This window comes from Pseudomonas sp. HLT2-19-2 (assembly GCF_054898005.1).
This window is the reverse complement of sequence record NZ_CM142712.1, coordinates 1,194,906-1,221,001: the sequence shown is the minus strand read 5'-3', so window position 1 is coordinate 1,221,001 and position 26,096 is coordinate 1,194,906. Positions and strand designations below refer to the sequence as shown.

Annotated in this window: 23 protein-coding genes and 2 pseudogenes; 10 read left to right on the top strand and 15 right to left on the bottom strand. The window is 58.5% G+C overall.

The window, feature by feature from the left end:
- Positions 1 to 475: 475 nt before the first annotated feature.
- A pseudogene (locus ACYZTU_RS05620) lies at positions 476 to 646 on the top strand (integrase); the annotation flags it as partial.
- A gap of 68 nt (positions 647 to 714) precedes the next feature.
- Here the strand turns inward: ACYZTU_RS05620 and ACYZTU_RS05615 are convergent.
- Positions 715 to 2,388, bottom strand: a complete 1,674-nt coding sequence (locus ACYZTU_RS05615; RefSeq protein WP_461968593.1) for a hypothetical protein — start codon at positions 2,386 to 2,388, stop codon at positions 715 to 717.
- Between the two features lie 541 nt (positions 2,389 to 2,929).
- On the opposite strand from ACYZTU_RS05615, the gene ACYZTU_RS05610 reads away from it, so the two are divergent.
- Entirely contained in the window at positions 2,930 to 3,148 is a 219-nt protein-coding gene (locus ACYZTU_RS05610; protein WP_461968591.1) for a hypothetical protein, read from the top strand.
- Between the two features lie 1,063 nt (positions 3,149 to 4,211).
- On the opposite strand, the gene ACYZTU_RS05605 is transcribed toward ACYZTU_RS05610, so the two are convergent.
- Complete coding sequence (locus ACYZTU_RS05605; protein ID WP_461968589.1) at positions 4,212 to 4,373, bottom strand: hypothetical protein; 162 nt, start codon at positions 4,371 to 4,373, stop codon at positions 4,212 to 4,214.
- Positions 4,374 to 4,773: 400 nt separating this feature from the next.
- Between ACYZTU_RS05605 and ACYZTU_RS05600 the strand changes: the two are divergent.
- Both ACYZTU_RS05600 and ACYZTU_RS05595 read left to right on the top strand, forming a co-directional pair.
- Positions 4,774 to 4,995, top strand: a pseudogene (locus ACYZTU_RS05600) (EI24 domain-containing protein); the annotation flags it as partial.
- A gap of 40 nt (positions 4,996 to 5,035) precedes the next feature.
- Positions 5,036 to 6,259 (top strand): glycosyltransferase family 4 protein, encoded by a 1,224-nt coding sequence (locus tag ACYZTU_RS05595; RefSeq protein ID WP_461968587.1) that lies wholly within the window; start codon positions 5,036 to 5,038, stop codon positions 6,257 to 6,259.
- Here ACYZTU_RS05595 and ACYZTU_RS05590 read toward each other — a convergent pair.
- The 3 genes from ACYZTU_RS05590 to ACYZTU_RS05580 form a co-directional block, all read right to left on the bottom strand.
- Complete coding sequence (locus tag ACYZTU_RS05590) at positions 6,228 to 7,331, bottom strand: NADH:flavin oxidoreductase (protein WP_461968585.1); 1,104 nt, start codon at positions 7,329 to 7,331, stop codon at positions 6,228 to 6,230. The genes ACYZTU_RS05595 and ACYZTU_RS05590 overlap by 32 nt on opposite strands.
- Before the next feature lie 200 nt (positions 7,332 to 7,531).
- Positions 7,532 to 8,014 (bottom strand): glutathione peroxidase, encoded by a 483-nt coding sequence (locus tag ACYZTU_RS05585; protein WP_449643766.1) that lies wholly within the window; start codon positions 8,012 to 8,014, stop codon positions 7,532 to 7,534.
- A 124-nt stretch (positions 8,015 to 8,138) separates the two neighbouring features.
- On the bottom strand, positions 8,139 to 8,624 hold the full coding sequence (locus ACYZTU_RS05580; protein ID WP_045061434.1) for an FKBP-type peptidyl-prolyl cis-trans isomerase: 486 nt from the start codon (positions 8,622 to 8,624) through the stop codon (positions 8,139 to 8,141).
- Between ACYZTU_RS05580 and ACYZTU_RS05575 the strand changes: the two genes are divergently transcribed.
- Genes ACYZTU_RS05575 through ACYZTU_RS05565 form a run of 3 tightly spaced genes read left to right on the top strand, consistent with a single transcriptional unit; the run spans position 8,593 to position 11,997 of the window.
- Complete coding sequence (locus ACYZTU_RS05575) at positions 8,593 to 8,931, top strand: DUF3565 domain-containing protein (protein WP_461968583.1); 339 nt, start codon at positions 8,593 to 8,595, stop codon at positions 8,929 to 8,931. The genes ACYZTU_RS05580 and ACYZTU_RS05575 overlap by 32 nt on opposite strands.
- Positions 8,932 to 8,991: 60 nt before the next feature.
- Positions 8,992 to 11,091 (top strand): phosphate acetyltransferase, encoded by a 2,100-nt coding sequence (gene pta, locus ACYZTU_RS05570; protein WP_282375127.1) that lies wholly within the window; start codon positions 8,992 to 8,994, stop codon positions 11,089 to 11,091.
- Positions 11,092 to 11,997, top strand: coding sequence for an acyltransferase (locus ACYZTU_RS05565; protein WP_461968581.1), 906 nt, complete (start codon positions 11,092 to 11,094; stop codon positions 11,995 to 11,997).
- 141 nt (positions 11,998 to 12,138) lie between these two features.
- Here the strand turns inward: ACYZTU_RS05565 and cysN are convergent, their stop codons facing one another.
- From cysN to ACYZTU_RS05550, 3 genes are all read right to left on the bottom strand, one after another.
- On the bottom strand, positions 12,139 to 14,037 hold the full coding sequence (gene cysN / locus ACYZTU_RS05560) for a sulfate adenylyltransferase subunit CysN (RefSeq protein WP_461968579.1): 1,899 nt from the start codon (positions 14,035 to 14,037) through the stop codon (positions 12,139 to 12,141).
- A 9-nt stretch (positions 14,038 to 14,046) separates the two neighbouring features.
- Positions 14,047 to 14,964 (bottom strand): sulfate adenylyltransferase subunit CysD, encoded by a 918-nt coding sequence (gene cysD, locus ACYZTU_RS05555; RefSeq protein ID WP_348123467.1) that lies wholly within the window; start codon positions 14,962 to 14,964, stop codon positions 14,047 to 14,049.
- Positions 14,965 to 15,211: 247 nt separating this feature from the next.
- Positions 15,212 to 15,970: a Nif3-like dinuclear metal center hexameric protein gene (locus ACYZTU_RS05550; RefSeq protein WP_282375121.1), complete on the bottom strand. Its 759-nt coding sequence runs from the start codon at positions 15,968 to 15,970 to the stop codon at positions 15,212 to 15,214.
- A 102-nt stretch (positions 15,971 to 16,072) separates the two neighbouring features.
- Here ACYZTU_RS05550 and algW point away from each other — a divergent pair, with 102 nt between their 5' ends.
- The 3 genes from algW to ACYZTU_RS05535 all read left to right on the top strand — a co-directional run bounded on the left by algW (position 16,073) and on the right by ACYZTU_RS05535 (position 20,157).
- Positions 16,073 to 17,233, top strand: a complete 1,161-nt coding sequence (gene algW, locus ACYZTU_RS05545) for a Do family serine endopeptidase AlgW (RefSeq protein ID WP_461968577.1) — start codon at positions 16,073 to 16,075, stop codon at positions 17,231 to 17,233.
- Positions 17,234 to 17,319: 86 nt separating this feature from the next.
- Entirely contained in the window at positions 17,320 to 19,425 is a 2,106-nt protein-coding gene (locus ACYZTU_RS05540) for a TonB-dependent siderophore receptor (protein ID WP_461968575.1), read from the top strand.
- A 12-nt stretch (positions 19,426 to 19,437) separates the two neighbouring features.
- Positions 19,438 to 20,157 carry a DUF4198 domain-containing protein gene (locus ACYZTU_RS05535; protein ID WP_461968573.1) on the top strand — a complete coding sequence of 240 codons (720 nt, stop codon included), beginning with the start codon at positions 19,438 to 19,440 and terminating at the stop codon, positions 20,155 to 20,157.
- Positions 20,158 to 20,212: 55 nt separating this feature from the next.
- On the opposite strand, the gene hisC is transcribed toward ACYZTU_RS05535, so the two are convergent.
- The 7 genes from hisC to ACYZTU_RS05500 form a co-directional block, all read right to left on the bottom strand.
- The gene (gene hisC, locus ACYZTU_RS05530; protein WP_461968571.1) at positions 20,213 to 21,265 is read right to left on the bottom strand and encodes a histidinol-phosphate transaminase; all 1,053 of its coding nucleotides are present in this window, start codon (positions 21,263 to 21,265) and stop codon (positions 20,213 to 20,215) included.
- A 2-nt stretch (positions 21,266 to 21,267) separates the two neighbouring features.
- Positions 21,268 to 22,605, bottom strand: coding sequence for a histidinol dehydrogenase (hisD, locus tag ACYZTU_RS05525; protein WP_449643236.1), 1,338 nt, complete (start codon positions 22,603 to 22,605; stop codon positions 21,268 to 21,270).
- A 126-nt stretch (positions 22,606 to 22,731) separates the two neighbouring features.
- A complete protein-coding gene (gene hisG, locus ACYZTU_RS05520; RefSeq protein WP_007901570.1) occupies positions 22,732 to 23,367 on the bottom strand; it encodes an ATP phosphoribosyltransferase in 636 nt (211 codons plus the stop codon).
- A 128-nt stretch (positions 23,368 to 23,495) separates the two neighbouring features.
- On the bottom strand, positions 23,496 to 24,761 hold the full coding sequence (murA, locus tag ACYZTU_RS05515) for a UDP-N-acetylglucosamine 1-carboxyvinyltransferase (protein WP_449643235.1): 1,266 nt from the start codon (positions 24,759 to 24,761) through the stop codon (positions 23,496 to 23,498).
- A gap of 22 nt (positions 24,762 to 24,783) precedes the next feature.
- Positions 24,784 to 25,023 carry a BolA family protein gene (locus ACYZTU_RS05510; protein WP_007912386.1) on the bottom strand — a complete coding sequence of 80 codons (240 nt, stop codon included), beginning with the start codon at positions 25,021 to 25,023 and terminating at the stop codon, positions 24,784 to 24,786.
- A gap of 113 nt (positions 25,024 to 25,136) precedes the next feature.
- Positions 25,137 to 25,442, bottom strand: a complete 306-nt coding sequence (locus tag ACYZTU_RS05505; RefSeq protein WP_449643234.1) for an STAS domain-containing protein — start codon at positions 25,440 to 25,442, stop codon at positions 25,137 to 25,139.
- Positions 25,439 to 26,095 (bottom strand): MlaC/ttg2D family ABC transporter substrate-binding protein, encoded by a 657-nt coding sequence (locus tag ACYZTU_RS05500; protein ID WP_461968569.1) that lies wholly within the window; start codon positions 26,093 to 26,095, stop codon positions 25,439 to 25,441. The genes ACYZTU_RS05505 and ACYZTU_RS05500 overlap by 4 nt, the downstream gene beginning before the upstream one ends.
- Position 26,096: the final 1 nt, after the last annotated feature.

The following is a 26,096-nucleotide window of genomic DNA, read 5'->3' as shown; positions in this document are numbered from 1 at the left end:
CAAGCCTTAGGTAGATGCCTGCGTTGCGGGCTGAAGCAAGCTGGCTGCTCGCTCACACCAAAGAACCGTCATCCAGGGCGGCGGTAAAACTGAGGATGTGAGCGAGTGAATTCTACGGTATGAGTCGCCCTTGATTTAGTAGACACCTCCGACCGGCTGCTAATGGCCCAGGCTGTGTATAAACGTTTTAGAGCAGGTTTGAAGGTCCGAATCGGAACGAAAACCGGGTTCCTACGCAAATTTCAGGACCAAACTGATCTGCCAATCGCTGTCAGATTTTACGTAGCGACGCAGACTTCAAAACTAGGCCTGCGTTTTTACACAGTCTGGGCCGGTTGCGGACGTCCGCGAACGACCGCTTTGGGTCGTTTTGGCCTACCATCACTGGTAGCTTTGGGTCGGAAAACGACCACCAGCCATTGAGACTGATCCACCCTTGTCCTTCCTCAACGTGGAGGACGAGCCATGAACGCTCTTGCTATACAGCCATCAGCCTTGGAACAAGGGAAAGCTTGTTGGGCAGAAAGCCCCGCTTCGAGTCAGAGATATCTGGGCCATCCGCGTAAGACTTCAGCTTGCTGAGAAGACGCGTGATTTGGCGCTCTTCAACTTGGCCATCGATAGCAAGCTGCGTGCCTGTGACTTAAACGGGAAGACCGGATCATTGAGACACTGCTACTTCAGGCTATCCTCGAACCATTGCAGACCCCGTTGTCAGCATGCGGTCGGGGCTTTTTCATGGCAGGGGTTCACCGCGAAGTACGTGAAAGACGTCCTGCCCAGCTCATCAGGTTGATAGGCCAATTCCAATCGACAATATTCGCGGTCGTAACGCATGTCCTCCACGAAGCAATAATGCTCCATTGTCGGATAGCGGGTTAGCAGCGTGGCGATATTCGCCTTTGTCCACTCGAGCAGGCGTATGTGTAACTCACGCCAGGAAGAGCCGTACACCTGATCTTTTTCGCCTAGGCGAAGGCCAAGGACGTTCAAGCAGTAGCCCAGTAGCAAGACGCTATCCATGTCGGGGCACTGGTACACCTTCCGCTCCAACCATTCGTGGACTTGCTGCTGGATTTGCCGGCCGATGGTAGTCCTAAGCATGTGGGAGTTCAGTATCGATTGCCAAACGAGTTCATGTTGGATGCGCCGAGCGATAATCCGTGGCTTTCGTACGCTAGAGGCGGCTTTGATAAGTGAACAGATCAGCCTCACAACGTCTTCAATGGTGTGGGATGGTACAGACAGCCCATTTGATTCCCGCTCATCTAGACAGGAAACCATGTCTTTTATGAGATCCCCTATTGCCGTCATGCGCAGATAGAGGTCATCGTGAATCTTCAGTCGGGTCAATTGTAGGTCTTCATTCAGGTCATCGAAGATCGATCTGATATTGCGCATGGCCCAGTGCAGCGCCATAGGTCGTGAAGGGGCATTGCTTCCGACATGGCTGGTAAACGCTTTTAGTACCAAGCGGAAATAAGCTCGCCATTGATCAATATCCCAAGGCGCTCGTCGTGAATATGTGGGGGAGAGCAGCGTGTCTATGTGTTGAATCAGCCGGGGATCCTCGCACAGCGCAGATGTGATTGGTTTTGTGAGGCCCTCCAAGCCCGACTCGTAATAATCCGTTTCGTTGTAGAGGAATGAGCCTCGGTTGTCGATCGCGGCGGTCACGATATTCTTGGCGAAGATCTCGATGCATACGTGATGCTTGCCTTGTCGGCTGATCGCACTGAACAGGTCGTAGATTAACCCCGGGGCGTGTTCCACGGTTGCCCGGCAAAACTTCGGGCTGCCAATGGCAATTAACAACCGGTTGGCCAAGGTTTCCGTTATTCCAAGTTGATCGGCGTCGAGAGTTTCACCATCGCGGAGGGGCTCCGTGGCATGCCGGACGATACTGTCGGCGGACCTCGCCAGCTCATCGGCTACGATCCCCAGCTCAGTCGATGCTCCACGCAAAATGCAAGAGTCCACGGCGGAGAAGTAGTGTCTAGCATTCCAACGATTAAATGTGGTCGGGCGGATGAACGCGAACCACAGCCAAGTGAACAAGGTAAAAATCAACATGGCGCCCAGACAGAACTGCCATGATTCGGGAGTAAACAGGGGACCAACGGGAACCCAACCTTGCTTGGCCCGCCAGAGGTCGGTCAGCAGAGTTAGGACGCCTACGCTGAAGGTGACGAGCAGGGTTAGGCCTCTCAAGGGCAAGATTGCAGTTGCAATGCGGAACCTATAGCGCGCATCGGCGATGGTCCAAGCCAGCACCATCAATGCCAAGCCTGCGATGAACTCTGAGAAACCGAAGAACTTGGGGGCATTGCTATTGAGTTGAAAGCACTCGAAAACGACTCGAGCCAGTGAACATGTTTCCGCCGGCATGTAAACGTCCTGTTTCTGCGCCCATGGAGGTTATTTGGGCGATCGTACGAATGAATGGCAAGGAATAGCATACCCACACCAACCGGTAGCGTCGCAATATTGAAGCATTGCCAATCTAGGTGGGAGCATTAGCAGATACGCTTGGCGAGACGGTCGGGGATGGCGTTCAAAAGAGAGAAGAGGTTTTCTCGGACACCTCAATCGTTGGCTGCTTTGTCGCATTAATTTCCGAAATGGCGCATTTGTTTCCAAATCCTACACTTCCACCTTCCACTCCCATTTCAGCTTGATCTGAAGCTTCTTCATCAGGTATTCCCTTCTTAATCGATGACCGTTTCGTGTCTGTCCGCTTCTGGCCGTTCACTGCCGGTCATGGTGGCTAAGTGTGCTGGTCAAGCCCGATGCAAATGGCTGGTCAGTCGATTGCAAATGGGTGGTCAAGTCAGTGCAATTACCCAGGCGTCAGCCGATCTGGAGAAGTGGCTCCAGCCAGCGGCAAGTTGAACTAGGATTCCCGCATCACCACTCAAGGACGATACCCATGTCAGATAACTCAGAAGCCAACATCGCCACTGCGGACGCTCTAACGTTGCTCCTGCACAACCAGCACGCCCTAAGTGCTGCTCTAGAAGAGATCACCAAGTGGCTCTCAGAAAACGGTGTGGGGTGTGTTGCCGCTAACGCAATGGCAGCCATGGGAACACTGGACACGAACGCATCAGCGGTCACGGATGCCATTATGCGGTTAAGGCAATCGTGAGATAAGCGGGGAGTTCGGCGGGACGAACTTGGTCGATCAGAGAGGAACCACCAAATCAGCGAAAGCTTGGTGGCTTGTCGCTACGCCTTAACGAGGCGGACTACGGTGGTGATGGCAAACATCCTCCCATTCGCCGAAACGGAACCGGCGATACTGACGGACAGGGATGGTTTTCTTGCCAGCGGTGGTGCGTTCAAAGCTTTGCATATGGTCATTCCTTATGCGTGTGAGTTAATCGCACGTATCCAGAAACGACCACCGATCAATCGACAATTGACGCAGTGGCATCAATTAGATCTAATGGCGTCCTTCTCTTGAACCGTGCTAAACGCATGCGAAAGAGGGCGAGTGGTCACGTTTTTGTCCGCTAAAACGATACGTGGCTACTCGTAGACATCTTCAACAGAACCGCCCCCATGGGCGGTTTTTTTGCGTCTGGAGAAAGTGTAATCGATTTTAAGATGGGGCGGCAAGCCCCCATGATCCATTCTGGGCAACTTTCTTTGCTTGGCCGCCCCGTCGCCCTTCGTAATTATGTCAAAACGCTCCTGAGGGCCTCATAGGAGCCTGAATAGGCCCTTAATTACACCCTCTAAGGCCGTTTTTCAGGTGCAGCCATTCTCTCCGGTAAAAGAGTATTTGTAGGGAAATCGAGGGTTTCAAGGCGCGTAAACCCCAACATGTAGGGTTTCGCAGGGAGGCGGCATACAAGATAGTGCGTTTTGAGGGGGTGTTGCAACGTACTGCCTGTGGATAAACCTGTGCGTAAATTGTGTGTGAAAGAGGAAATTCACGTGCAGACCACGAATTCGCCGGTGTGGATCGCGCGACACTGTTTTCGCCATTCAGAGCGTTTTTTTGCGGAAACGAGCGCTATCACAAATTCTTTCTATATATAGAAGGGGGGTTGCTGATCGTTTTAGTGGGCAGAAATGCTCACTTCTTTTCGTAGTCTCCGTAGGCATAGCCCATCCTCGCCGTTTCCCGTTCGCTCTCCCTCCGGTACATATCGCTCAGCGTCCATCGCAGGCGCTCATGCTCCAGCTTCAATGCTGCCAGCTCCTTAGAGCAGTCGCGCCACGGCAAGGTTCTTGTGGGCCTGCCTAAGGTCCCGCCGGGTAACGTCCAGTTCAGAGCACAGCAGATCACACTGGTGCTTGAGCATTTCCTCGCGAGAGGGCAATCCCAGTTCAAACCCGCTGTCATCGATCAAATCGTCTTTCATCACGCACGCACCGAATACTGTATTTACGCACAGTATATAGCTGGACGACGGCGTTCAATCTGTCTTCGATGGGTGGTGAGCCCAGTGTTGGTCAGATGGACTTTCGCTGCATTGCAAACTCCTCAACCACGGTCGCAGGAATCCGCCAGAGCGGCTTGGATTGCTTGCTGGTTGACCCACTCGCCTGATGGCTGTAACAAATCTGTGCTCACCCGTTTGTTCTCGACCAACCTCTTTCACCCTGATCAGCGATGTGGACTGCAACGATGCCTGATTCCCAGCATTAGGAAAGCCGCGTGGCATCTTTTCAGAACATACATCTGGCTGATACATTTCCCCCTCACTCCCTTGGGAAAGGGCAGTGATTTACGTGGCTTTCAGACGATGTCGCACCTTTTTCCAGTACATCGACTACCCGGCGGATAACCACAAACTGGGCTGGAACGAGATGCTCGCCTGGCTGCGCGAGAAGCGCTGGCAGAGCATGAGTTTCGGCGGGAGTGTTTATCTGGTGCTGCTGATTCCGGTGGTCAACATCCTGATGATGCCGGCCGCCGTAGCGGGAGCGACCTTGTTCTGGGTGCGCGAACGCGGCGCTGAAAACCTGGTGACCCAACGCTGATTCTGTCACAAATCCATCATCGAACCGTCACACTGACGACATGGCCTCAGCCGACACTGAGGTCATGACGACAGCTCTGCATATCACTCTGATCACCGAAACCTTCCCACCGGAAATCAACGGCGTAGCCAATACCCTTGGCCGCTTGTGCGACGGCTTGCGCGCGCGCGGGCATCAGGTGGAATTGGTGCGACCTCGTCAGGGTTGCGACCAGCAGCTGGGCAGCGACGATGCCTTGTTGCTGTGTCGGGGCTGGCCGCTGCCGGGCTATCCCGGCTTGCAATGGGGCCAGTCGTCGATGCACAAACTGCTGCGGCGCTGGAAGCGTCATCGGCCGGACGTGCTGTACATCGCCACGGAAGGACCGCTGGGATTGTCCGCGTTGCGCGCGGCACGGCGCTTGGGGATTTCGGTCGTCAGTGGCTTCCACACCAATTTCCAGCAGTACTCCAGCCAGTATGGGCTCGGGCTGCTGACACGTTTGCTGACTCACTACCTGCGCTGGTTTCACAATCGCTCGACCCTGACCCTGGTGCCCAGCGTCAGCCAGCGGCTAGAACTGGAGCGCCGGCATTTCGAGCGTCTGGCGTTGCTGTCCCGAGGGGTCGACAGCCAGTTGTTTCACCCGACCAAACGGATTAACGCCCTGCGTGAGAGTTGGGGGGTGGGGAACGACGACATTGCTGTCATCCACGTAGGACGCCTGGCACCGGAGAAAAATCTGGGCCTGCTCAAGCGCAGTTTCGACGCGCTGAAAGCGACTTATCCACAGCGAACAATAAAGTTGATCGTGGTCGGAGACGGTCCGCAACGAGCGGCACTTGAGAAGGAACTGCCTGAAGCGATTTTCTGTGGGTCACAACGCGGCGAAGCCTTGGCCAGTCACTATGCATCGGGGGATGTGTTTCTGTTTCCGAGCCTGACCGAGACTTTCGGCAACGTGGTGCTTGAGGCACTGGCTTCGGGTCTGGGTGTGGTGGCTTACGATCAGGCTGCGGCGGCTCAGCACATTCGCCATGGCTACAACGGCGTACTGGCGATGCCCGGGGACGAAGAGGCGTTCTGCGATGCGTCGTGTTGGCTGCTGGAGAAGCGCGAAACTTTGCGCTGCGTGCGGCTTAATGCGCGTCAGCATGCGAGTCGTCAGGGCTGGGCGGCGATTATCGAGCAGTTTGAAGGGCAGTTGCGCGGGGCTTGTCAGACCCCGCTTGCCTCAAGCCTTGAGCCTCGGCTTAAACCAGGGTCATCAACGCCTCACGGCTGAACGGCAGGATGTCTTCTTCGCGGCCATCACGCACTTTCTGCGCCCAGTCCGGGTCCACCAGCAGCGCACGACCTACCGCCACCAGATCGAACTCATCATTGTTCAAACGCTCCAGCAGTTTTTCCAGGCTGGCCGGCTGCGCGATCTTGTCGGTGTTGACCATAAACTGCAGGAACTCGCCGTCCAGGCCGACACTGCCCACCGTGATGGTCGGCTTGCCAGTGAGCTTGCGGGCCCAGCCTGCCAGGTTCAGCTCGGAACCGTCGAATTCCGGCTCCCAGAAACGGCGCGTCGAGCAGTGGAAAATATCCACGCCGGCGTCGGACAACGGTTTGAGGAATTCGCCCAACGCTTCGGGTGTTTGCACCAGACGCGCGGTGTAATCCTGCTGCTTCCATTGGGAGAAACGAAAAATAATCGGGAAGCCTTCGCCGACCGCTGCACGCACCGCCTGGATCAGTTCAATGGCGAAACGCGAACGGTTGGCCAGGCTGCCGCCGTATTCGTCGGTGCGCTGGTTGCTGCCTTCCCAAAAGAACTGGTCCACGAGGTAGCCGTGGGCACCGTGAATTTCCACGCCGTCCATGCCGATGCTCTGGGCATCTTTGGCGGCCTGGGCGAACGCGGCGATCACATCCTGGATATCTTGCTGGGTCATGCCGTGAACCACGACCTGACCGTCCTTCAATTTCTCCGACGGGCCATAACCCGGCACGCTCGCGTCGGGCTCGGTGCCGATGCGGCGCACGCTGCCGACGTGCCACAGCTGCGGAACGATCTTGCCGCCTTCAGCATGAACCGCGTCGACCACTTTCTTCCAGCCGGCCAGCGCTGCTTCACCGTAGAAGTGCGGCACGTTTGGGTAGCCGTTGGAAGCCTTGTGGTCGACGGTGGTGCCTTCGGTGATGATCAGACCGACGCCTGCGGCGGCGCGACGACGGTAGTACTCGATCACTTTGGAATTGGGAACGCCACCCGGCGAAAACGAGCGGGTCATCGGCGCCATGACGACGCGAGTCGGCAATTCAAGGGTGCCGAGGTGGAACGGTTTGAACAGGGCTTTGACTGGCATGGGACGCTCCACGTGGAAATGACTTTATGACGGCTATAATATGGAGACCTGCCAGCCTTGAACAGCACTATTGATTTGGGTGATTAAGGATAAAAAGACAGTAGGAGCGAAGCTTGCTCGCGAAGGCGTCAGGTCAGTCGATATCAACTTTGAATGACATGACGCCTTCGCGAGCAAGCTTCGCTCCTACAGAGGGGGGTTCAGCTCAGCGCTTTTTCGATCGCCTGAACGACAGACGGATCGTCTGGAGGTGTGCGTGGCGAGAACCGCGCCAGCACACGCCCGTCCTTGCCCAGCAGGAATTTTTCGAAGTTCCAGGTAATGTCACCGGGGAACTCAGCGCCCTCGCCCGCCAGCAGACGGTACAGCTGATGGCGATCGTGACCGTTGACTTCCAGCTTGCTGGACAACGGAAACGTCACGCCATAGTTGAGGTTGCAAAACTCCTGGATCTCTTGCTCGGTACCCGGTTCCTGCCCGGCAAACTGGTTGCACGGCAAGCCCAGCACGCTGAAGCCTTTGTCCTTGTATTGCTGGTAGAGGTTTTCCAGCGCCGCGTATTGTGGGGTCAAGCCACATTTGGAGGCGACGTTGACCACCAGCACGACGTTCCCTTTAAAAGGCGCCAGCGGTAGCTCCTGACCATCCAGGGCTGTCAATTTAAGGTCGTGAAAAGCACTCATGACGAACTCCAAATTCCCGTGTTCTTCTCGAAACAGCCACTTGGCGGCGTCACCAGGGACAGCCGCGGACTAAAAAGGCGCCCCTCGGGCGCCTCTCCAGTTCTCGAAAGCTTAGCGCAGAAAATCAGTGGTGATGGCCACCTTCGCCATGGACGTGACCATGAGCGACTTCTTCCTGGCTGGCGTCACGGATGTCGATGATCTTGACCTGGAAATTCAGGCGCTGACCGGCCAACGGGTGGTTGCCGTCGACGGTGACATCGTCGCCGTCCAGATCGCGAATGGTGACGATCTGCATCTGGCCGTCTGGAGCGGATGCGTGGAACTGCATGCCCACTTCCAGCTCGTCGACGCCTTCGAACATGCTGCGGCTCAACGTGCTGACCAGTTCGGCAGCGTATTCGCCATAGGCATCTTCAGGTTCTACGGCAACCGTCAGTTCGTCACCGACTGCTTTGCCTTCCAGAGCCTTTTCCAGGCCCGGAATGATATTACCTGCGCCTTGCAGGTAGACCAGCGGCGCGCCGCCGGCGGAGCTGTCGATGACCTCACCAGCGTCGTTGGTCAGGGTATAGTCGATGGAGACAGCCTTATTGGCGGCGATCAGCATGGGGCGAGACCTTTTGCATAAGAATGAAGAATGGCCAAGTTTAGCGAAGCAATCGCCCGAAAGCGAACACAACCCGGACAGACGGAACGCGGCGAAAGGCTCGACGGTCACAGGTTTCCATCAGGATGAGGACGGGCACTGGGTGGCCGAGCTTTCCTGCGGTCACACCCAGCACCTGCGCCACCAGCCGCCCTGGCAATCGCGCGCCTGGGTGCTGGACCCCGCGCAACGTATTGAACAAATAGGCCAGCCCTTTGATTGCGGTTGGTGCGCACAAGGCTCGGTTAGCGATAACCTTGGCGACTGAATTTCGGTAGATCGTCAGTCATAGACGTTCACCACTGCCATGCACCTCCAGAGAATTCGCATGCAAACTTTTTTTATCGCACCCACCGATTTTGGTGTGGGTCTGACCTCCATCAGCCTCGGGCTGGTACGTACCCTTGAGCGAGCCGGCCTCAAAGTCGGCTTTTTCAAGCCGATTGCCCAGCCGCATCCGGGTGACACCGGACCTGAACGCTCCACCGAACTGGTGGCGCGCACTCACGGCTTGAAGCCGCCTCAGCCGCTCGGTCTGGCACACGTCGAGCGCATGCTCGGCGACGGTCAGCTGGATGAACTGCTCGAAGAAATCATCACCCTCTATCAGCAGGCGGCCGTCGGCAAAGATGTGCTGATCGTCGAAGGCATGGTCCCGACCCGCAGCGCCAGCTACGCCGCGCGGGTCAATCTGCATTTGGCCAAGAGCCTCGACGCCGAAGTGATCCTGGTCTCGGCGCCGGAAAACGAAGTGTTGACCGAACTGTCTGGTCGAGTGGAATTGCAGGCGCAATTGTTCGGCGGCCCTAAAGATCCGAAAGTCCTCGGCGTGATCCTCAACAAAGTCAAAACCGACGAGAGCATGGAGGCTTTCGCCTCGCGCTTGAAAGAGCATTCGCCGTTGCTGCGCAGTGGCGATTTCCGTCTGCTGGGTTGCATCCCGTTCCAGCCGGAATTGAACGCCCCGCGCACCCGCGACGTCGCCGACCTGATGGGCGCGCAAATTCTCAATGCCGGTGATTACGAAACCCGGCGCATGACCAAAATCATCATCTGCGCCCGCACCATGCGCAACACCGTGGAGCTGCTCAAGCCCGGCGTGTTGGTGGTGACACCTGGCGATCGCGACGACATCATCCTCGCCGTCAGCCTCGCCGCCATGAACGGCGTGCCCCTGGCCGGCCTGTTGCTGACCAGCGACACCCTGCCCGATCCACGCATCATGGACCTGTGCCGTGGCGCGTTGCAGGCTGGCCTGCCGGTGTTGTCGGTGAGCACTGGCTCCTACGACACCGCCAACCAGTTGAACGGTTTGAACAAGGAAATCCCGATCGACGACCGCGAGCGCGCGGAGATCATCACCGACTTCGTCGCCAGCCATCTGGACGCGAACTGGCTGCACCAGCGCTGCGGTACGCCACGGGAAATGCGCTTGTCGCCCGCCGTGTTCCGCTATCAATTGATTCAGCGTGCCCAGGCCGCCAACAAGCGCATCGTTCTGCCCGAAGGCAGCGAGCCGCTGACGGTGCAAGCCGCAGCGATCTGTCAGGCGCGTGGCATCGCTCGTTGCGTGTTGCTGGCGAAACCTGCGGACGTCGAAGCCGTCGCCCGCGCCCAAGGCATCGAGTTGCCGCCGGGGCTGGAAATTCTCGACCCGGACCTGATCCGCGAGCGCTACGTCGAACCGATGGTCGCCCTGCGCAAAAGCAAAAGCCTCAACGCGCCGATGGCCGAGCAGCAACTGGAAGACACCGTGGTGATCGGCACCATGATGCTGGCGCTGGATGAAGTCGACGGCCTCGTGTCCGGGGTCATTCACTCCACCGCCAACACCATCCGCCCAGCCCTGCAACTGATCAAGACCGCGCCGGGCTGCACGTTGGTGTCGTCGGTGTTCTTCATGCTCTTCCCCGAGGAAGTGCTGGTCTACGGCGACTGCGTGATGAACCCGCACCCGAGCGCCAGCGAACTGGCGGAGATCGCGCTGCAAAGCGCCGACTCGGCCGCCGCATTCGGCATCACCCCTCGCGTGGCAATGATCAGCTACTCCAGCGGTGAATCGGCCAGCGGCGAAGAAGTCGAGAAGGTTCGCGAAGCGACATTGCTCGCCCACGAACAACAGAACTCGCTGTTGATCGACGGCCCATTGCAGTACGACGCCGCCGCCAACGAAACCGTCGCCCGGCAACTGGCGCCGAACAGCCAGGTCGCCGGTCGCGCCACAGTGTTCGTATTCCCCGACCTGAACACCGGCAACACCACCCACAAAGCCGTGCAGCGCAGCGCCGATTGCGTCAGCCTCGGGCCGATGCTGCAAGGCCTGCGCAAACCGGTGAACGACCTGCCGCGCGGCGCGCAAGTCGACGACATCGTCTACACCATCGCGTTGACCGCGATTCAAGCTGCCAACCGACCTTTGGATCTTTAAATGCTGGATTCCCTACCTGCACCGCTGCGAGGCGTCATTGCCTCGATGTTGTTGGCTCTGAACACGATTGCCTGTTGCACCCCGCTGTTCATCGTGGCGATCTTTAAATTGCTGCTGCCCTTCCCCGCCGCCCAGCGCTTTACCGATTGGCTAATGGGCCACATTCACGAAGCCTGGATCAGCAACAACAAAGCCTGGATGGACTTGCTCGGGCACACGCGCTGGAAGCTCAGCGGCCTCGAAGGCCTGGACTATCAGCACTCGTATTTGATCACCAGCAACCACCAGAGCTGGGTCGACATCATGGTGCTGCAGTACGTGCTCAACCGCCGCATCCGCCCGCTGAAGTTCTTCCTCAAACAGGAACTGATCTGGGTGCCGGTGATTGGCCTGGCGTGGTGGGCGCTTGGCTTTCCGTTCATGAAGCGCTACTCAAAGGCCTATCTGGAGAAGCACCCGGAGAAGAAAGGCAAAGACCTGGAAACCACCCGCAAGACCTGCGACAAGTTCCGCAATAACCCGGTGGGGATTTTCAACTTCGTCGAAGGCACACGCTTCGCCGAAGGCAAGCATGCGCAGCAGAAATCACCGTTCAAGTATCTGCTTAAGCCCAAGGCCGGCGGCATTGCCTTTGTGCTGGATGCCATGGGTGAGCAACTGGAAGCCATCGTCAACGTGACCATTCACTATCCGGCCGGGCGCCCTGGCTACTGGGATCTACTCTGTGGGAATGTGAAGGATGTGGTGGTGCACTTTCAGGAGCTGAAGATTCCGCCGCAGTTCATTGGCAAGAACTATGACCAGGACGGCGAGTATCGACTGCAGTTTCAGGGCTGGATCAATCAGTTGTGGGAAGACAAGGATGCGCTGCTTGCGCAGATGCATCGTGAGTATCCAGCCAAGTAACAAGGCGCCTGTACCGGCCTCTTCGCGGGCAAGCCTCGCTCCTACAGGAATCTCGCAATCGGTAGGAGTGAAGGCGATCTAAAGAGCACAAAAAACCCGCCGATGATCACTCATCGGCGGGTTTTTATTAACGGCTAACGCTTAGATCGCGCCACGCTGACGCAGCAGATCCAGCACTTGCTTGACGCTTTCTTCCAGCGTCAGCGACTGGGTGTCGACCACGAGGTCGGCGTCCAGCGGCACGTCGTACGGGAAGGAATCGCCCGGGATGTTATCCCCGGCCGCCGCGTACAGACCTTGTGGGTCACGCTCGGCACAGACCGTCGGAGAGGCCTGGACGTAGACCGTCAGCAGACGCTCCTTGCCGATCAGGTCCCTGGCCTGCTCACGACCTTCGGCACTCGGCGCAACGAAGGCTGCCAAGGTCAGCAGACCGGCTTCGTTGAACTGACGCGCAACGTGAGCCGCACGACGCCAGTTCTCGGTACGCCCGGCGCGGTCCTGTGGCAGACCTTTGTTGAGGTCATGACGCAGGTTCTGACCATCGAGTACAAACACCGCACGGCCCATGTCGAACAGCTTGCGTTCAACCGCGTAAGCCAGGGTGCTTTTACCCGCGCCCGACAAACCGCTGAACAACACGGTGGCCGGTTGCTGGCCGAAGCGCTGGGCACGTTCTTCGGTGGCGACGTGAGCCAGTTTGCCATGATGCGTGCTGGTGCCATGGCTCAACGGCTGAGCGATGATCATGCCGGCCGCAACGGTGCCATTGGTCAAACGATCAATGACGATAAACGAACCGGTGGTGCGGTTGCTCGCGTAACCGTCCAGCGCGATGGCCGCGTCGAGGCTGATCTTGACCCGACCGATCTCGTTCAGATGCAAGGAACTGGCCGGACCTTCTTCCAGGGTGTTCACGTCAACGCGGTTGACGATGCTGGTGATCGAACCCGGCACGTAAGTGGTGGCGCGCTTGATGTCGTATTTCTTGCCCGGCAGCATCGGCTCTTCAGCCATCCATACCAACATGGCGTCAAAGGCATCAGTCACTTGCGGCTGGTTATCGGCGTGCACCAGCAAGTCACCGCGGGAGATGTCGATCTCGTCTTCCATGGTCAGCGTGACGGCCTGACCTGGACCGGCGTGCTCCAGCTCACCTTCGAAGGTGACGATGGATTTCACGCGGCTGCTCTTGCCCGACGGCAGCACAACGACTTCGTCGCCCTTGTGCACGACGCCGCTGGCCAGCGTACCGGCGAAACCACGGAAGTTCAGGTTCGGACGGTTGACGTACTGCACCGGGAAACGCAGGTCGGTGTAGTTGCGGTCGTTGGCGATCTCGACGGTTTCAAGAATCTCCATCAGCGACTGGCCGGTGTACCACGGCGAGCGCTCGGACTTGTTCACCACGTTGTCGCCCTTGAGCGCCGACATCGGCACGAAGGCCATGGTGGTCGGCTTGAACGCGATGCCTTCGGCGAACTTCAGGTAATCGGCCTTGATCGACTCGAAGACTGTTTCGTCGAAGCCGTTGAGGTCCATCTTGTTGATGGCGACAACGATGTGCTTGATGCCGAGCAACGAGGCAATGAAGCTGTGGCGACGGGTCTGGGTCTGCACACCGTAACGGGCGTCGACCAGGATGATCGCCAGGTCACAGGTGGACGCACCGGTGGCCATGTTGCGGGTGTATTGCTCATGGCCAGGGGTGTCGGCGATGATGAATTTGCGTTTGGCGGTGGAGAAGTAACGGTAAGCGACATCGATAGTGATGCCCTGCTCCCGCTCGGCCTGCAGGCCGTCGACCAGCAATGCCAGGTCGATGTCATCGCCGGTGGTGCCGACTTTTTTCGAGTCGCGGGTAATGGCTTCCAGGTGATCTTCGTAGATCATTTTGGAGTCGTGCAGCAGGCGCCCGATCAGGGTGCTCTTGCCGTCGTCGACGTTGCCACAGGTAAGAAAGCGCAGCATTTCCTTGCGTTCGTGCTGGCCCAGATAGGCGAGGATGTCCTCGCTGATCAACTCAGATTGATGCGACATGACAACCCCTTAGAAATAACCCTGACGTTTCTTTTCTTCCATCGAGCCGGCGCCATCGTGATCGATGACTCGGCCCTGGCGTTCGGAAGTTCGCGTCAGGAGCATTTCCTGAATGATGTCGGTCAGGCTGGTGGCCTCGGACTCGACCGCACCGGTCAACGGGTAGTCACCGAGTGTACGGAAACGGACCTTCTTCTTGACGATACGCGCCTTGTCTTCATCGCTCAGGTGATTGAGCAGACGTTCGTCGTCGATCATGATCCAGGTGCCATTCATCTCGATGACGTCGCGCTCGGCGGCGAAATACAGCGGCACAATCGGGATGCCTTCGAGGTAGATGTACTGCCAGATGTCCAGCTCGGTCCAGTTCGACAAAGGGAACACGCGGATCGATTCACCCTTGTTGACCTTGCCGTTGTAGACGTTCCACAACTCGGGACGCTGGTTTTTCGGGTCCCAGCGGTGCTTGGTGTCGCGGAAGGAATACACGCGCTCTTTGGCACGGGACTTCTCTTCGTCGCGACGGGCACCACCAAAAGCGGCATCGAAACCGTACTTGTCGAGGGCCTGCTTGAGGCCTTCGGTTTTCATGATGTCGGTGTGCTTGGCGCTGCCGTGGGTGAGCGGGTTGATGCCCTGCGCGACGCCATCGGGGTTGACGTGCACGATCAGGTCCAGGCCGAGTTCTTCGACCATGTGGTCGCGGAACGCGTACATTTCCTTGAACTTCCACCGGGTGTCGACGTGCATCACCGGGAACGGCAGTTTGCCCGGGAAGAATGCTTTGCGCGCAAGGTGCAGCATCACGGCGGAGTCTTTACCGACGGAGTACAGCATCACCGGGTTATCGAACTCGGCGGCGACCTCGCGGATGATGTGGATGCTTTCGGCCTCCAGCTGTTTCAGATGCGTCAGTTTGTCGACCATGGCTACTCACGAAAACGATCTTATGGACGGCCAGCGGGCCGTGTTCGAGCGAGGAATGCTAGCACAGCGACCTCTTCTAATCAGGCCGCCGACTAGATCGAAAGGGTATATGAATATACCTCCGCGTTTGGGCACCATGCCCCTGTAGGAGCGAGGCTTGCCCGCGAAGAACGACAACGCGGTGCATCAGGTAAACCGAGTTATCGTTCTTCGCGGGCAAGCCTCGCTCCTACGGGGGACAACGATGTCAGATGGGGTTCGGGCAATCGATGAAGATGTGCTCAAGGGCAAAACGCCGCGCCAGATAATCCCCCAGCGCCTGAACGCCATAGCGCTCGGTGGCGTGGTGGCCGGCGGCGATGAAGCTGATGTTGTTTTCCCTGGCGCTGTGGAAGGTCTGCTCGGACGCCTCACCGCTGAGGTACAAGTCGACGCCAGCCAGCACGGCCTGATCGATGTAACCCTGACCGCCACCGGTGCACCAGCCAACGCGGCGGATCATCTCGCTGCCTTCAATCAGTAACGGCTCGCGCCCCATGACTTCCTGTACGCGACGGGCAAAATCACGGGGCGTCACTGGCTCGTTCAATGAACCGACCAGGCCGACCACTTTGAGGTTGTCCGGGTCCAGCGGGCCTTCAACGGTGATGTCCAGCTGACGTGCCAGTTGGACGTTATTGCCGACTTCCGGGTGCAGATCCAGCGGCAGATGGTAGGACAACAGGCTGATATCGTGCTTGAGCAGGGTTTTCAACCGACGCTGCTTCATGCCGGTGATGCACGGATTCTCACCCTTCCAGAAGTAGCCGTGATGCACCAGCACCAGGTCGGCGTTGGCTTCCACCGCGGCGTCGAGCAGCGCCTGGCTGGCGGTGACGCCACTGACGATGCGCATCACCTGCGGCCTGCCTTCGACCTGCAGCCCATTGGGGCAGTAATCGGCAATCTTGGCACTGTTAAGGTAACGGTCGGCTTCTTCGACCAAAGTGCTCAGGGCGACGGCCATAAAAGACTCCTAAATATCCCGTTCAGAGGCACGCTTCGCCTCGTATAATGCGCGACATTATGGGCGGTCTCATACCGCCTGCAACCTCTCAGGACGTGCTTAATGCTCAAGGCGCTGCGTTTTTCCGGCTGGCCGCTGTTGGCCGGCGTGCTTATCGCTCTATTGATAATCCAGCGTTACCCGCAGTGGGTCGGGCTCCCAAGCCTCGACGTCAACATGCAGCAAGCCCCGCAAACCACCACGATGCAACAAGGCCCCGTGTCCTATGCCGACGCCGTGACCACGGCGGCGCCGTCGGTGGTCAACCTGTACACCACCAAAGTCATCAACAAACCGAACCATCCGCTGTTCGAGGACCCGCAGTTCCGCCGCTTCTTTGGCGACAACTCGCCCAAGCAGAAGCGCATGGAATCGAGCCTCGGCTCCGGCGTGATCATGAGCCCGGAAGGTTACCTGCTGACCAACAACCATGTGACCAGCGGCGCCGACCAGATCGTGGTGGCGCTCAAGGACGGTCGTGAAACCCTGGCCCGAGTGATCGGCAGCGACCCGGAAACCGACCTTGCGGTACTGAAAATTGATCTGAAGAACTTGCCATCGATCACGGTCGGGCGTTCCGACAACATCCGCATCGGCGACGTAGCCCTGGCTATCGGTAACCCGTTCGGCGTCGGCCAGACCGTGACCATGGGCATCATCAGCGCCACCGGGCGCAATCAGCTGGGCCTGAACAACTACGAAGACTTCATCCAGACCGACGCCGCGATCAACCCAGGCAACTCCGGCGGTGCGCTGGTGGATGCCAACGGCAACCTGACTGGCATCAATACGGCGATTTTCTCCAAGTCCGGCGGCTCCCAGGGCATCGGTTTCGCGATCCCGGTGAAACTGGCCACGGAAGTGATGAAGTCGATCATCGAGCATGGCCAGGTCATTCGCGGGTGGCTCGGTATCGAAGTGCAGCCGTTGTCTCAGGAACTGGCGGAATCTTTTGGTCTGTCGGGGCGTCCGGGCATTGTGGTCGCGGGAATTTTCCGCGACGGGCCGGCGCAGAAGGCCGGCCTGCAATTGGGCGATGTGATTCTCGCCATCGACGGCGAACCGGCTGGTGATGGTCGGCGTTCGATGAACCAGGTTGCGCGGATCAAACCAACCGACAAGGTGACGATTCAGGTGATGCGCAACGGCAAGGAGCTCAAGCTGACCGCAGAGATCGGTTTACGTCCGCCACCGGCGCCGGTTAAAGAGAAAGAAGAAGACTAACGCTGGCCCAAGACTCTCTGGCTAACAGCAGACATTCTCATTAGGCATGTTATATTGTTTCAATATCTATATTGGAACAACATAACATGTCGTCTCGAACAATGGCTTCCCTAGCAGGTCTGGCCCTCAGCCTGATGGGAGATCCGGTCTTCGCTGAAGAGTCCAAAACTCTTGAGCTGGACGCCATCAGCGTCACCTCCGACTACGAATCCCCCACCGGTCCCGTCAAGGGCTATCGTGCGACACGCTCTTCCAGCGCAACCAAAACCGACACTGCCCTTCGCGACATCCCGCAATCGATCAGCGTGATTCCCGCCAGCGTGCTCAAGGATCTGGGCAGCACCAGCGTCGAACGAGCACTGGACTTTGCCGGTGGCGTGTCGAAGCAAAACAACTTCGGCGGCCTGACCCTCTACGAATACAGCGTGCGCGGCTTCACCACATCGGAGTTCTACAAGGACGGCTTCAGCGCCAACCGTGGCTACCCGAGCACACCGGACGTGGCGAACATCGAGCGCATCGAAGTGCTCAAAGGCCCGGCGGCCAGCCTCTATGGCCGAGGCGATCCAGGCGGCACGGCTAACATCGTCACCAAGAAACCACAGCCCGAAGCGTTCACCACGTTGCAAACCAGCGCCGGCAGTTGGGATCGCTATCGCACCGCGCTGGATGTCAACACGCCGCTGGATGACGACGCCAACGTACTGTCCCGAGTGAACCTGGCCGTCGAGGATAACCACAGCTTCCGCAATCACGTCGACAGCCAGCGAGTGTTCGTCGCGCCCTCCTTCAGTTGGCAACTGAACCCGGACACCAACCTCTTGGTGGAGAGCGAATTCGTCCGTCACAGCTCCACGTTCGATCGCGGCATCGTCGCGCCGAACAACACGTGGAGCGGCGTGTCGCGATCAACCTTCCTCGGCGAACCCAATGACGGCAACATCGACAACCACAACAACCTGCTGCAAGCCACCCTCGAACACCATCTCAACGACAGCTGGAAACTGCGCCTGGCCAGCCATTACAAGGAAGGCAAACTCTGGGGTTACGCCTCGGAAAACCGTCCGCTGAATGCCGACGGCCACACGCTCAATCGACGTTATCGCGAGCGCGATACCAATTGGCACGACAGCATCACCCAACTCGAATTGCGCGGTCTGTTCGACCTCGGTAGCTGGCAGCACGAACTGCTGATTGGCAGCGAGTACGAGAACTTCCGCAAAAACGAACGGGTTACGACCATTGCCGGCGGCCCCTACGCCATCGACATTTATCACCCAATCTACGGTCAGCCGAAACCCAATGGCACACGCTCGGGGACCGACTTCTTCGAGCATGTTGAAAGTCAGGCGCTGAACCTGCAGGACCAGATCGTCTTCACCGACAAACTGCGCGGCATGCTCGGTGCACGCTTCGAACATTTCGAACAAAGCATCGACGATCACAGCCGCAACGCGACCAGCCGCCAGAACCACGACGCGTTGACCCAGCGGGCCGGCCTGCTCTATCAGCTGACACCGCAAGTCGGGCTGTTCGCCAACGCCTCCACCTCGTTCAAACCGAACAACGGTCTCGACGCTGGCGGCAAATCCTTCGACCCGGAAGAAGGCGTCGGTTACGAAGTCGGAATCAAGAGCGAGCTGTTCGACGATCGTCTGAGTACCACCCTCGCCGCCTTCCATATCGAAAAGGAAAATGTCCTGGCGCTCGACCCGAGCACCGACTCCAGCCGCGCCATGGGCAAGGCCCGCAGTCAGGGTGTCGACCTGCAAGTCACCGGGCAAGTAACCGATGCTGTACGAGTGATAGGGGCCTTCGCTTACATCGACGCCGAAGTCACCCAGGGCGACAAGGTCATTCCCACCGGCAGCCGAATTCTCGGCGTGGCCAAACGCAGCGGCAGTCTGCTGGGCGTCTATGAATTTCAGAATGGCCATTTGCGCGGTTCTGACGTCGGCGCGGCGTTCACTTACGTCGGCGATCGTTCGGGTGAAGCCGGCGGCGAATTCGAATTGCCGGCTTACCACACCGTCGACCTGCTGGCCCATTACGAGGCCAGCGAAAACGTCACTGTAGGCCTGAACCTGAACAACCTTTTCGACGAGGAATACTTCGAGCGTTCGTACAGCAATTACTGGGTCAACCCCGGCGAGCCGCGCAATTTCACCGTCAGCCTCACACTTAATCTGTAAAAGGAAGTTCCCATGCAACACCTCAAACCTCTGGCACTGCTCGGCCTGCTTTTCGCCACCCAGGTCTCAGCCCATGGCCTCTGGACCGAACAACGTCGCGGCAATATCGAAGTGATTTACGGCCACGGTGCCGAAGACAACGCCTTCAAGGCGCAGAAGATCAGCGGCGCCTGGGCGTATGACGTCAGCGGCAAAATGATCCCGGTGACCGTGCAGCGCTTGGCTGATCACGCACGTCTGCAACCGCTGAAGCCGCCCGCCGTGATGGCGGTGGCGTTGGACAACGGCATGTGGTCGCAGACGGCGGATAAAAAATGGATCAACGAAGGTCGCAGCAAAGTGCCAGGGGCTATTGAGTCTACTCAGACCTTCAAGTACAGCCTGGCGATTTACCAGCCGGGCGCGAAATTGCCGAAGCTCGATCAAATGAAATTGCTGATTCTGCCGGAGGTTGATCCGCTGACCGTCGGACCGGGTAAGTCGTTGCCGGTTCGAGTGCTACTGGATGGCAAACCAGCGGCGGGTGTGAAGTTGATTGGTGACTATCGCAGCGCGCCGAATACCTTGAGCACCGAGACCGACGCGGATGGCCGGGCGCAAGTACTGGTGCGTAATGAAGGATTGAATGTGATTGCAGCGCAGATGGAAGTGCAGCTCAAGGACAATCCGGATGTGGCGACGCGAGGGCTGTTCAGTTCGTTGACGTTTTTGGGCGAACCGCATCACGAGTAAGACACAACCCCCTGTGGGAGCGAGCCTGCTCGCTCCCACAGGATCGGGGGATGGCTTAGAGGTCGCCGAGACCGTCGATCAGTGCCTGATTCTGCTCAGGCGTGCCAATCGAAATCCGCAGAAACTGGGCAATCCGCTCCTGCTTGAAATGCCGAACGATCACGCCTTGCTCGCGCAACTTCGCCGCCAGTCCCGCCGCATCGTGTTTCGGATGACGGGTGAAAATGAAATTCGCCGCCGACGGCAGCACTTCAAAGCCCTTCGCTTCCAATTGCGCAACGACCTGTTCACGATTCTCGATGACCAACCGGCAGGTCTTGTCGAAGTACTCACGGTCTTCAAACGCTGCGGCTGCACCGACATTCGCCAGACGATCCAGCGGATACGAGTTGAAGCTGTTCTTGATCCGCTCCAGCGCCTCGATCAGGTCCGGATGCCCCACCGCCAGACCCACCCGCAGGCCCGCCAGTGAACGGGACTTGGACAGGGTCTGGGTCACCAGCAGGTTCGGATATCGGTCCACCAGGCTGATCGCCGTCTCACCACCGAAGTCGATGTAAGCCTCATCGACCACGACCACCGAATTCGGGCTGGCCTTGAGGATTTGCTCCACGGCATCCAGCGCCAACAAGCAGCCCGTCGGTGCATTCGGATTCGGGAAGATGATCCCGCCGTTCGGCTTGGCGTAGTCCGCCGGGTTGATCTGGAACTGCTCGTCCAGCGGCACCGCGTCGAAGGTGATGCCATACAAGCCGCAGTAAACCGGATAGAAGCTGTAGCTGATGTCCGGGAACAGCAGCGGCTGGTCGTGTTGCAGCAAACCGTGAAAAATGTGCGCCAGGACTTCATCGGAACCGTTGCCGAGAAATACCTGCTGGGTCTGCACGCCGTAGTACTGGGCGACCGCTTGCTTGAGCAGGTCGCTGTTCGGGTCCGGGTACAGACGCAGGTTGTCATTCAGTTCAGTCTGCATCGCCGCCAAGGCTTTTGGCGAGGGGCCGTACGGGTTTTCGTTGGTATTGAGCTTCACCAGTTTCGCCAGCTTCGGCTGCTCGCCCGGCACGTAAGGCACCAGATTCTTGACGAACGGGCTCCAGAATTTACTCATGTTCAGTTCCCCTGCCCTTGCGGAAAATCTTCGTCAACGATGCGGTATTCGGCGCTGCGGGCGTGCGCGGTCAGCGACTCGCCACGGGCCAGCACAGAAGCAGTTTTGCCCAGTTCGGACGCACCCTGCTCGGAGCAGAAAATGATCGACGAACGTTTCTGGAAGTCGTACACACCCAGCGGCGAAGAGAATCGCGCGGTGCCGGAAGTCGGCAACACGTGGTTTGGACCGGCGCAGTAGTCGCCCAAGGCTTCGGAGGTGTGGCGGCCCATGAAGATCGCGCCGGCGTGGCGGATCTTCGGCAGCCAGGCCTGCGGATCAGCAACGGACAACTCAAGGTGTTCCGGCGCAATGCGGTTGGCCACTTCGATGGCCTGGTCCATGTCACGAACCTTGATCAGCGCGCCACGACCGTTGATCGAGGTTTCGATAATCTCGGCACGCTCCATGGTCGGCAGCAGTTTGGCAATGCTGGCGGCAACCATGTCGAGGAACTCGGCGTCCGGGCTGACCAGAATCGCCTGGGCATCTTCGTCGTGCTCGGCCTGGGAGAACAGGTCCATGGCAATCCAGTCAGGATCGGTCTTGCCGTCGCACACCACGAGGATTTCGGAGGGGCCGGCGATCATGTCGATGCCGACCTGGCCAAACACGTGGCGCTTGGCCGTGGCGACATAGATGTTGCCCGGACCGACCACCTTGTCGACCTTCGGCACGCTTTCGGTGCCGTAAGCCAACGCAGCGACCGCTTGAGCGCCGCCGATGGTAAACACGCGGTCGACGCCAGCGATGCAGGCTGCGGCCAGTACCAGTTCGTTGATTTCACCACGAGGAGTCGGCACCACCATGACCACTTCGGTCACGCCGGCCACCTTGGCCGGAATTGCGTTCATCAGAACCGAGGAAGGATAAGACGCCTTGCCACCCGGTACATACAGGCCGGCGCGATCCAGCGGCGTGACCTTCTGGCCCAGCACGGTGCCGTCGGCCTCGGTATAGCTCCAGGAATCCTGTTTCTGTTTCTCGTGGTAGCTGCGTACTCGAGTCGCGGCTTTTTCCAGCGCTTCACGCTGAGGCACGGTGATTCGGGTCAGGGCCAGTTCCAGACGTTCGCGAGGCAGGATCAGGTCCGCCATGGACGCGACTTGCAGGCCGTCGAACTTCTGGGTGAACTCCACCAGCGCCGCATCGCCACGCTCGCGCACAGCCTTGATGATGTCCAGCACTCGCTGATTGACCGAGTCGTCAGACACACTTTCCCAGCTCAGCAGATGATCCAGATGATGCGCGAAATCCGGGTCAGCAGCGTTGAGTCGGCGAATTGCAGTGGGTGCGGTCATAGCGAGAGCCTCATAGAATTGGCAAAAACTCAGGCGCCCTAACTTAGCAGTCGTTTCCGCTTGGGCACCTGAGAATTCTGGCTATGAGGCGGATAGACGGGCGCGGCTTATGGCCGCGCGGGTGAGTCAGCCGCGGTGTCGAGACTCCACTGCCTTGCGCAGGGTGTCGATCAACGCCTGGATACGGGCGTGCTGCATTTTCATCGAAGCTTTGTTGACGATCAGCCGGGAGCTGATGTCGGCAATGAAATCCTGGGGTTCCAGGCCATTGGCGCGCAGGGTGTTGCCGGTGTCGACCACGTCGATGATCTTGTCCGCAAGACCGATCAGCGGCGCCAGCTCCATCGAGCCGTAAAGCTTGATGATGTCGACCTGGCGGCCCTGTTCGGCGTAGTAACGCTTGGCAACGTTGACGAACTTGGTCGCCACCCGCAAACGGCCCTTGGGCTCGACATCGCCGACACGGCCGGCGGTCATCAGCTTGCAGAGGGCAATTCGCAGGTCTAAAGGCTCGTACAAACCTTGGCCGCCATATTCCATCAGCACATCTTTACCGGCGACGCCCAGGTCAGCGGCACCATGCTCGACGTAAGTCGGCACATCGGTGGCGCGCACGATCAGCAGCCGCACATCGGCCTGGGTCGTGGGGATGATCAGCTTGCGGCTCTTGTCCGGATTCTCGGTCGGCACGATGCCCGCTTCAGCCAGAAGCGGCAGGGTGTCGTCAAGGATACGGCCCTTGGACAGTGCGATGGTCAACATGGGAAACGTCAGTCCTTATCAAGGTACTCATGCCCGGTCGCAAATGGCGCCGGACACACATCGAGCCGGTAACCGGCTCGACTTGAAACGAAATCAACGGGCACGTCCTTGCGCCCATAAAGCAGAAACTAGCCCGGCACGCGGCGGATCTTGGCGCCGAGCATCTGCAGTTTCTCTTCAATGCACTCGTAACCACGGTCGATGTGGTAGATGCGGTCGATCAGGGTGTCGCCTTCAGCGATCAACGCCGAGATCACCAGGCTGGCCGAAGCACGCAGGTCGGTGGCCATCACTGGCGCGCCTTTCAGCTTCTCGGTACCGGTGACGATGGCAGTGTTGCCTTCGACCTGGATCTTGGCGCCCATGCGGTGCAGTTCGTAAACGTGCATGAAGCGGTTTTCGAAGATCGTCTCGATCACGGCACCGGTGCCTTCGGCAATGGCGTTGAGGGAGATGAACTGCGCTTGCATGTCAGTCGGGAACGCCGGGTAAGGAGCGGTCCGCACGTTGACGGCTTTTGGCCGCTTGCCGTGCATGTTCAGCTCGATCCAGTCTTCGCCGCAGGTGATTTCCGCGCCCGATTCCTTGAGTTTCTCAAGAACGGCTTCGAGGATGGTCGGATCGGTGTCCTTGACCTTCACTCGACCGCCGGTCACGGCAGCAGCGACCAGGTAGGTGCCGGTTTCGATACGGTCAGGCATCACTTTGTAAGTGGTCGGGTGCAGACGCTCGACGCCATCGATGGTGATGGTGTCGGTGCCGGCGCCAGTGATCTTGGCGCCCATGGCGATCAGGAAGTTCGCCAGGTCGACGACTTCAGGTTCGCGCGCGGCGTTGGCCAGGACGCTGCGACCTTTGGCCAGAGCGGCCGCCATCATAATGTTCTCGGTACCGGTCACGCTGACGGTGTCGAAGAAGAAGTGCGCACCGCGCAGGCCGCCTTCAGGCGCCTTGGCCTTGATGTAGCCGCCCTCGACGTCGATGACCGCGCCCATGGCTTCGAGGCCACGGATGTGCAGGTCAACCGGACGCGAACCGATGGCGCAACCGCCAGGCAGTGCGACTTCGGCCTCACCGAAACGGGCAACCATCGGGCCCAGCACCAGAATCGACGCACGCATGGTTTTAACCAGTTCGTACGGGGCGATCAGGGTCTTGATGGTACGCGGGTCGATTTCGACGCTGAGTTTCTCGTCGATCACCGGCTCAATACCCATGCGACCGAACAGCTCGATCATGGTGGTGATGTCGTGCAGGTGCGGCAGGTTGGCAACGGTAACCGGGCCATCGCACAGCAGGGTTGCAGCCAGGATCGGCAGGGCAGAGTTCTTTGCCCCGGAGATGCGGATTTCGCCATCAAGACGAACGCCACCGGTAATAATCAATTTATCCATAAGAATCTCGACGCCCTTGGGCTCAGGTGCGCTCGGCCCAGGCCGCGCTGCTGAAAAATTTCATAGTGACCGCATGGATGCTGCCATCGGTGATCCATGGGTTCAAATGGGCATAGATCTGCTGCTGACGCTTCACCGGGCTCAACGCCGCCAGTTCATCGCTAATCACGTTCAGCTGAAAGTTGCAGCCTTCGCCTTCAACTTCTACCAACGTTCCGGGCAGCTTTCCTTCAAGGAAGCTCTTCACTTCTACGGCCTGCATGCTCAACCTCAATCGGCGCCCTGTGCGCGCGGGTCGGACATCATACAAAAAAGCCCCGCGCCTGCGAACCCCGCGAAGCAGGACTCTGACAGGGGGCTTCCTTATAGATGCGGTTAGGGATGCGCCAACAGCTCGGTCAATTCGCTGACCTGAGCGATTTCGCGCATATCTTCTGGCATTCCACGGATGCTCAGCGCCTTGCCGGCCTCCTCTGCATCACGCATGAAGCACAGCAGCAGCGACAAGCCGACACTGCTGGACTTCAACACCGCCGAGCAATCGACCACCAGTGCAGCGGCCTTACTGGACTTGATCAGCGCCTGCCCCTGCTTGCGCAAGCCCGGGCCGGTGCGGTAATCCAGCATGCCGCTAAGCGTCAGCTCGCCGGATTCGCTCATGCGAATGGCCGACACACTCATTGAGCTTGCGTCTCAGTGGTTTGCTTCTGGCTGGTTTCCTTGGCTTTGGCGACTTCCCCGGCCCAACCATTGATGGTCTTGTCCAGGTCGTTACCATTGCGCTGCATCGCATCAGCGAACTGATCACGGAACAACTTGCCGATGTTAATGCCGTTGATGATTACGTTACGCAGTTTCCACTCGCCACTGATCTTTTCGAGTGTGTAAGACACAGGAAAGATCGCACCGTTGGCACCTTTGACCGTCATGGCAACGCTTGTGCGGTCTCCCGACTCATCCTTGGCAGGGTCGACGACGATCCCCTGATTGTTGTACTCGAGCAAAGCGTTGCCATAAAACTGGAACAGACCCTTTTTGAAATTTTCTTCAAAGGTCTTCATCTGCGCAGGCGTGGCCTTGCGTGAATACTTGACCGTCATGATGCTTTTGGAAATGCCTTCGGCATCCACCACAGGCCCGACGATGGTGTTCAGCGCGGTATAAAAATCTTGCGGATCTTGTTTGTACTTTTCTTTGTTGGCGGCAAGATCCGCCAGCAACCGGGTCGTGGTGTCCTGTACCAGATCGTGCGCCGAAGGCGCCGCCACGGCGTTAGCCACCAACGGCAGGGCTGCGAGTAATATCAACAGGCCACGTCGCAAGGTAGAGATCATT

What these genes read in the sequence shown, in the direction of transcription:
- ACYZTU_RS05615 (WP_461968593.1), bottom strand. Translation starts at nt 2,388, where the DNA reads ATGCCGGCGGAAACATGTTCACTGGCTCGAGTCGTTTTCGAGTGCTTT.
- ACYZTU_RS05610 (WP_461968591.1), top strand. Translation starts at nt 2,930, where the DNA reads ATGTCAGATAACTCAGAAGCCAACATCGCCACTGCGGACGCTCTAACG.
- ACYZTU_RS05605 (WP_461968589.1), bottom strand. Translation starts at nt 4,373, where the DNA reads ATGAAAGACGATTTGATCGATGACAGCGGGTTTGAACTGGGATTGCCC.
- ACYZTU_RS05595 (WP_461968587.1), top strand. Translation starts at nt 5,036, where the DNA reads ATGGCCTCAGCCGACACTGAGGTCATGACGACAGCTCTGCATATCACT.
- ACYZTU_RS05590 (WP_461968585.1), bottom strand. Translation starts at nt 7,331, where the DNA reads ATGCCAGTCAAAGCCCTGTTCAAACCGTTCCACCTCGGCACCCTTGAA.
- ACYZTU_RS05585 (WP_449643766.1), bottom strand. Translation starts at nt 8,014, where the DNA reads ATGAGTGCTTTTCACGACCTTAAATTGACAGCCCTGGATGGTCAGGAG.
- ACYZTU_RS05575 (WP_461968583.1), top strand. Translation starts at nt 8,593, where the DNA reads ATGGAGACAGCCTTATTGGCGGCGATCAGCATGGGGCGAGACCTTTTG.
- ACYZTU_RS05580 (WP_045061434.1), bottom strand. Translation starts at nt 8,624, where the DNA reads ATGCTGATCGCCGCCAATAAGGCTGTCTCCATCGACTATACCCTGACC.
- pta (WP_282375127.1), top strand. Translation starts at nt 8,992, where the DNA reads ATGCAAACTTTTTTTATCGCACCCACCGATTTTGGTGTGGGTCTGACC.
- ACYZTU_RS05565 (WP_461968581.1), top strand. Translation starts at nt 11,092, where the DNA reads ATGCTGGATTCCCTACCTGCACCGCTGCGAGGCGTCATTGCCTCGATG.
- cysN (WP_461968579.1), bottom strand. Translation starts at nt 14,037, where the DNA reads ATGTCGCATCAATCTGAGTTGATCAGCGAGGACATCCTCGCCTATCTG.
- cysD (WP_348123467.1), bottom strand. Translation starts at nt 14,964, where the DNA reads ATGGTCGACAAACTGACGCATCTGAAACAGCTGGAGGCCGAAAGCATC.
- ACYZTU_RS05550 (WP_282375121.1), bottom strand. Translation starts at nt 15,970, where the DNA reads ATGGCCGTCGCCCTGAGCACTTTGGTCGAAGAAGCCGACCGTTACCTT.
- algW (WP_461968577.1), top strand. Translation starts at nt 16,073, where the DNA reads ATGCTCAAGGCGCTGCGTTTTTCCGGCTGGCCGCTGTTGGCCGGCGTG.
- ACYZTU_RS05540 (WP_461968575.1), top strand. Translation starts at nt 17,320, where the DNA reads ATGTCGTCTCGAACAATGGCTTCCCTAGCAGGTCTGGCCCTCAGCCTG.
- ACYZTU_RS05535 (WP_461968573.1), top strand. Translation starts at nt 19,438, where the DNA reads ATGCAACACCTCAAACCTCTGGCACTGCTCGGCCTGCTTTTCGCCACC.
- hisC (WP_461968571.1), bottom strand. Translation starts at nt 21,265, where the DNA reads ATGAGTAAATTCTGGAGCCCGTTCGTCAAGAATCTGGTGCCTTACGTG.
- hisD (WP_449643236.1), bottom strand. Translation starts at nt 22,605, where the DNA reads ATGACCGCACCCACTGCAATTCGCCGACTCAACGCTGCTGACCCGGAT.
- hisG (WP_007901570.1), bottom strand. Translation starts at nt 23,367, where the DNA reads ATGTTGACCATCGCACTGTCCAAGGGCCGTATCCTTGACGACACCCTG.
- murA (WP_449643235.1), bottom strand. Translation starts at nt 24,761, where the DNA reads ATGGATAAATTGATTATTACCGGTGGCGTTCGTCTTGATGGCGAAATC.
- ACYZTU_RS05510 (WP_007912386.1), bottom strand. Translation starts at nt 25,023, where the DNA reads ATGCAGGCCGTAGAAGTGAAGAGCTTCCTTGAAGGAAAGCTGCCCGGA.
- ACYZTU_RS05505 (WP_449643234.1), bottom strand. Translation starts at nt 25,442, where the DNA reads ATGAGTGTGTCGGCCATTCGCATGAGCGAATCCGGCGAGCTGACGCTT.
- ACYZTU_RS05500 (WP_461968569.1), bottom strand. Translation starts at nt 26,095, where the DNA reads ATGATCTCTACCTTGCGACGTGGCCTGTTGATATTACTCGCAGCCCTG.